We start from the raw sequence: 5,468 nt of genomic DNA on the forward strand, positions 1-5,468 counted from the left end.
CCGCTGGGCTGCGCAGCGGCCCCAGGATTTTTGCGGTCGCTGCGCACTGGAGCGCCAGCCCGGCCGAGCGGGAGCAAGCTCCCTCGCCACGGGGACCGGGTCGGAGCCAGCAGATGCGTCAATCTGGGCCATTGCTTTGACGCCATTTTTCTGCGCCAGAATTGAATGGTCATTTGCCGAACACGCCACTAAAGTGGCGTCTGGCCTGTAGCGTAGGACGCCTCTGTCAGTCTCCTTTCCCATGGTGAGTCACCGATTGACCCATAACGCCATCCAACGTCTTTTGCTTAAACGCTTTGCCCTGGCAGCCACGACTTATGCGCTGGCATTGGTATTGTTGTGGCTGGCGTTTTTCAGTGGTCATTACCTCGACACATTGCGTGGCGTCATTGTCGGCAGCCTGTTGGTCGTGCTGTGCCAGGCCGGTTTGTTCACGCTGTTCATCACCGACCGCAACCTGCGATTCGCCGACCCCAGCCTCACGGAAATACAGGTCTGGATCGGCCTGGGCTGGCAGACGTGGATGATGGCGCACCTGGACCAGGCCCGGGGCTTGTTCCTGGTGTTCTATGTGCTGATCCTGCTGTTCGGGCTGTTCCACCTGTCCCGCCGAGCCTTCGTGCGCTGCGCGACGCTGGTCTTCCTCAGCTTCACCGGGATTACGCTCTGGGACGGTTATTTCTTCCGGTTGCCCGATCCGACGCTGGCCGGTCTGCAAGTGTGCGTGCTGTTCATCGTGCTGGTGTGGCTGGTGTTGTACGCCCGCTACGTCCAGACCTCGCGCCAACGCATGCGCCAGCGCCGGTTTGCCTTGCAAGCGCACCAGGACACTCTGCGCGGCATGATGCGCCAGCTCGAAGACCTGGTGGCCACCGATGAGCTGACCGGCCTGTTCAACCGCCGGCACTTCCTGCGCTTGGCCAGCCGCGAGCTCAATACCCTCAGGCCCGGGGTCGCCCATGGCCTGGCATTGATCGACCTCGACCATTTCAAGCGCATCAACGACCTGCATGGCCATGCCGCAGGCGACCAGGTATTGCAGGCGTTCGCCGCTGTCGCCACGGCGTGCCTGCGCGAAGGCGATGTGCTGGCCCGTTACGGCGGCGAAGAGTTTGTGATGCTGCTCCCAGCTTGCGATCCCGCGCGCCTGACGGCCTGTTGCGAGCGATTGCGGCTGGCGTTTACCGAGGTTCGATTGGTCGATCTGCCGGTGGGCAACCTCAGCTTGTCGGTGGGGATGACCCTGCTGGAAATCGGCGATGACCTGGACAGCGCCTTGCAGCGCGCCGACCAGGCCTTGTACCGTGCCAAGCGGGACGGTCGCAACCGTTGTGCCGCCGCCTGGGAGAACGTCGATGCCTGAACTGAAAGTCGCCGACCGGCAATGGACGGTGGCGGCGGGCGCTAACCTGCTGGACGCGCTCAACCACGGCGGCGTGCCGGTGCCCTACAGCTGTCGGGCCGGCAGTTGCCATGCCTGCCTGGTGCAATGTCTGCAAGGCGATGTGCGTGACAGCCGCCCCGACGCCCTGAGCCCGGCGCAGCGTGATGACGGTTGGCGTCTGGCCTGCCAGTGCCAGGTAATCGAAGACGTGCAGATCCACACCTTTGATCCGCAGCGCGACGGCCAGGCCGCCGCGGTGGACGCGGTGGATTGGCTGGGGGCTGACGTGCTGCGCCTGCGCGTCAGCCCGCAACGAGCACTGCGTTATCGAGCCGGGCAACACCTGGTGTTATGGGCCGGTGACGTGGCCCGGCCGTACTCCCTGGCGAGCCTGCCCGAAGAAGATCGGTTCCTGGAGTTTCACCTCGATTGTCGCGAGCCCGGCCAATTCGTCGATGCGGCGCGACAACTGAACATCGGCGACCCGATCCGCCTCGGCGAACTGCGCGGCGGCGCGCTGCATTACGACGCCGACTGGCACGATCGGCCGCTCTGGCTGCTGGCCGCTGGCACCGGCCTGGCACCGCTGTTCGGCATCCTCCGCGAAGCCCTGCGCCAGCAGCACCAAGGCACGATTCGGCTGATTCACGTGGCCCATGATGAGGCCGGGCATTACCTGGATAAACCTCTGAAGGCCCTGGCGGCCAAACACCCCAACCTGAGCGTCGAGCTGTTGACCGCGGCCGAGGCGCCAGCGGCGCTCGCGCAACTGCGCCTGGCTTCGCGCCAGACCCAGGCCCTGGTCTGCGGTCATCCGGACCGGGTCGAGGCGTTTGCCAAGCGTCTGTACCTGGCGGGGTTGCCGCGTAATCAGTTGCTGGCGGATGTGTTTTTGACCCGCGAGGACAGCGGCAGCTGATAGACCGCCTTCGCGAGCAGGCTCGCTCCCACAATGGATTTGCGCCGCCCTCTGTGGGAGCGAGCCTGCTCGCGAAGGCGTCAGCCAAGGCACCACATCCTAAAAGCCATGAACCAAAAAGCCCCGCCATTCACATGGCGGGGCTTTTGTTTTCAGCGACCGGTGATCAAACCATCGGGTCGCCGACGTGCAGGATCTTCATCCCGTTGGTGCCGCCAATGGTGTGGTAGCTGTCGCCCTTGGTCAGGATGACCCAGTCGCCGGTCTGCACCACGCCACGCTTGACCAGTTCATCCACCGCAGCCTGGCTGACTTCGCCCGGTTGCAGGGCCGCCGGGTCGAACGGCACGGTGTAGACGCCACGGAACATGGCGGCACGGGCCTGGGTTTCGCGGTGCGGGGAGAACGCGTAGATCGGCACGGACGAGCGGATGCGCGACATGATCAGCGGCGTGTAGCCACTTTCGGTCAGGGCGATGATCGCCTTCACGCCCGGGAAGTGGTTGGCGGTGTACATGGTCGCCAAGGCAATGCTCTCGTCGCAGCGCTCGAAGGTCTTGCCGATGCGGTGGCTGGAGGTCTTGCCGGTCGGGTGCTTTTCAGCGCCGATGCAGATACGTGCCATGGCCTGCACCGCCTCGAGCGGGTAGAGGCCGGCGGCGCTTTCAGCCGAGAGCATCACGGCGTCGGTGTAGTCGAGCACAGCGTTGGCTACGTCGGACACTTCGGCGCGGGTCGGCATCGGGTTCTGGATCATCGACTCCATCATCTGGGTCGCGACGATCACTGCCTTGTTGTGGCGGCGTGCGTGCAGGATGATCTTCTTCTGGATGCCCACCAGCTCGGCGTCGCCGATTTCCACGCCGAGGTCGCCACGGGCCACCATCACGGCGTCGGATGCCTTGATCAGGCCATCGAGCGTTTCATCGTCGGCCACGGCTTCGGCGCGTTCGATCTTGGCCACCAGCCAGGCGGTACCGCCGGCCTCGTCGCGCAATTGACGGGCGTATTCCATGTCCGCCGCGTCGCGCGGGAAGGACACCGCCAGATAGTCGACTTCCATCTCCGCGGCCAGCTTGATATCGGCCTTGTCTTTGTCGGTCAGGGCCGGAGCTGTCAGGCCGCCGCCGCGACGGTTGATACCCTTGTGGTCCGACAGCGGGCCGCCAATGGTCACGACGCAGTTCAGTTCGGTGGCGGTGGCGGTCTCGACGCGCATCACCACGCGGCCGTCGTCGAGCAGCAGCTCGTCGCCCACGCCGCAGTCCTTGACCAGGTCCGGGTAGTCGATACCGACGACTTGCTGGTTACCCTCGGTCAATGGGTGGCTGGTGGAAAAGGTGAACTTGTCGCCGATCTTCAGCTCGATGCGCTTGTTGGCGAATTTGGCAATGCGGATCTTCGGGCCTTGCAGGTCGCCCAGCAGGGCGACGAAGCGGCCGTGCTTGGCGGCCAGGTCGCGCACCAGCTTGGCACGAGCCTTGTGCTCGTCGGGGGTGCCGTGGGAGAAGTTCAGGCGGGCAACGTCCAGGCCAGCCAGAATCAGCTGTTCGAGAACTTCCGGCGAGTTACTGGCCGGGCCAAGGGTAGCGACGATTTTGGTGCGACGGACGGACATGCAGGACTCCTCAAGTTCAAGCGCCAGCGAAGGCTACTATGGTCTTTGGGTGTAGTCATTGTTCATGTGCACTACTTATTCGTTTCTTTTTCGAAATGAACATTCCTGAAAATTTTTGCGCCTTTGGTTGCCGAACATCGCTTTTGTGGCGAGGTAGCTTACTCCCGCTGGACCGCGAAGCGGCCCTGAAACCGCCCAACGCGTTACGCCAGGAAGATTGAGTTGTCTGCTTTGGGGCCGCTACGCAGCCCAACGGAGCAAGCTCCCTCGCCACGACAGCGGTCCGTTTCGGCTCGATAGCATCAACCCCGGCGCTGGATGAACGCGCGGATCCGTTCCGCCGCTTCCACGCATTCGGCCAATGGCGCGACCAGGGCCATGCGCACGCGGCCGGCGCCGGGATTGACGCCGTTCACATCGCGGGAGAGGTACGAGCCTGGGACGACCGTCACGTGTTCCTGTTCAAACAGGTCACGGCAGAATGCCGCGTCGTCGCCGGCCACGTTCGGCCACAAGTAGAAGCTGCCATCGGGGCGTTGCACGTCGAGCACCGGGCTGAGAATTTCCAGCACCGCGTCGAATTTTTCCCGGTACAGCACGCGGTTGGCTTTTACGTGGGCTTCGTCGTTCCACGCGGCAATGCTCGCCAGTTGGGTCTGAACGGGCATCGCGCAGCCGTGGTAGGTGCGGTAGAGCAAAAAGCCCTTGAGGATGTCGGCGTCGCCAGCAACGAAACCGGAGCGCAGGCCAGGCAGGTTGGAACGCTTGGACAGGCTGTGGAACACCACGCAGCGCTTGAAGTCGTTGCGACCCAGTTCGACGCAGGCGCTGAGCAGGCCTGGCGGCGGGGTCTGTTCGTCGAAGTAGAGCTCGCTGTAGCACTCGTCCGCCGCGATGACGAAGTCATGCTCGTCAGCCAGGGCGATGAGCTTCTTCAGCACGTCCACCGGAATCAAGGCGCCGGTCGGGTTGCCCGGGGAGCACAGGAAGAGGATCTGGCAGCGTTTCCAGATATCCGGCGAGACGGCATCGAAATCCGGGTTGAAGCCGTTCTCATCCAGGCATGGCAAGTAGTGCGGCTTGGCCCCGGCCAGGAACGCTGCGCCTTCGTAGATCTGATAGAAGGGGTTCGGGCTGACGACCAGGGCGTCATCGCCACGGTTGACCACGGTCTGGGTAAAGGCGAACAAGGCTTCACGGGTGCCGTTGACCGGCAGCACATGGCGCGCCGGATCGAGCCAGCCATTTGGCACGTTGAAGCGGCGCTCGCACCAACCGGTGATGGCTTCGCGCAGCTCGGGGATGCCGAGGGTGGTTGGGTACACGGCCATTTTTTCCAGATTGCCGGCCAGGGCTTCAGCCACGAAAGCGGGCGAGCGATGCTTGGGCTCACCGATGGACAGCGCGATCGGGCGCTTGTCGGGATTGGGCGTGACGCTGCCAAGCAAGGCGCGGAGCTTTTCGAACGGGTAGGGCTGGAGCTGGTTCAGAGCGTTGTTCATCGGGGGCCTCGTTCAATGTGGGCACTGCCCCTTGTGGGGGGGGGG

At 63.9% G+C, this 5,468-nt stretch carries 4 protein-coding genes; 2 read left to right on the forward strand and 2 right to left on the reverse strand.

Annotated elements, in window-relative coordinates; translation table 11 throughout:
- The first annotated feature begins 256 nt into the window (after nt 1–256).
- Nucleotides 257–1,363 carry a GGDEF domain-containing protein gene (locus ACE04F_RS07610; protein ID WP_486105656.1) on the forward strand — a complete coding sequence of 369 codons (1,107 nt, stop codon included), beginning with the start codon at nt 257–259 and terminating at the stop codon, nt 1,361–1,363.
- On the forward strand, nt 1,356–2,303 hold the full coding sequence (locus tag ACE04F_RS07615) for an iron-sulfur-binding ferredoxin reductase (RefSeq protein ID WP_486105657.1): 948 nt from the start codon (nt 1,356–1,358) through the stop codon (nt 2,301–2,303). Before ACE04F_RS07610 ends, ACE04F_RS07615 begins: the two co-directional genes overlap by 8 nt.
- Nucleotides 2,304–2,469: 166 nt before the next feature.
- Here ACE04F_RS07615 and pyk read toward each other — a convergent pair whose 3' ends face one another.
- Nucleotides 2,470–3,921, reverse strand: a complete 1,452-nt coding sequence (gene pyk, locus ACE04F_RS07620; RefSeq protein ID WP_305496457.1) for a pyruvate kinase — start codon at nt 3,919–3,921, stop codon at nt 2,470–2,472.
- A gap of 302 nt (nt 3,922–4,223) precedes the next feature.
- The gene (gene dapC / locus ACE04F_RS07625; protein WP_486105658.1) at nt 4,224–5,423 is read right to left on the reverse strand and encodes a succinyldiaminopimelate transaminase; all 1,200 of its coding nucleotides are present in this window, start codon (nt 5,421–5,423) and stop codon (nt 4,224–4,226) included.
- Nucleotides 5,424–5,468 lie beyond the last annotated feature (45 nt).

The organism is Pseudomonas sp. AGC41, from assembly GCF_057334555.1.

Excerpts from the sequence above, each read along its gene's own strand:
- ACE04F_RS07615 (WP_486105657.1), top strand. The coding sequence starts at position 1,356 with ATGCCTGAACTGAAAGTCGCCGACCGGCAATGGACGGTGGCGGCGGGC.
- pyk (WP_305496457.1), bottom strand. The coding sequence starts at position 3,921 with ATGTCCGTCCGTCGCACCAAAATCGTCGCTACCCTTGGCCCGGCCAGT.
- dapC (WP_486105658.1), bottom strand. The coding sequence starts at position 5,423 with ATGAACAACGCTCTGAACCAGCTCCAGCCCTACCCGTTCGAAAAGCTC.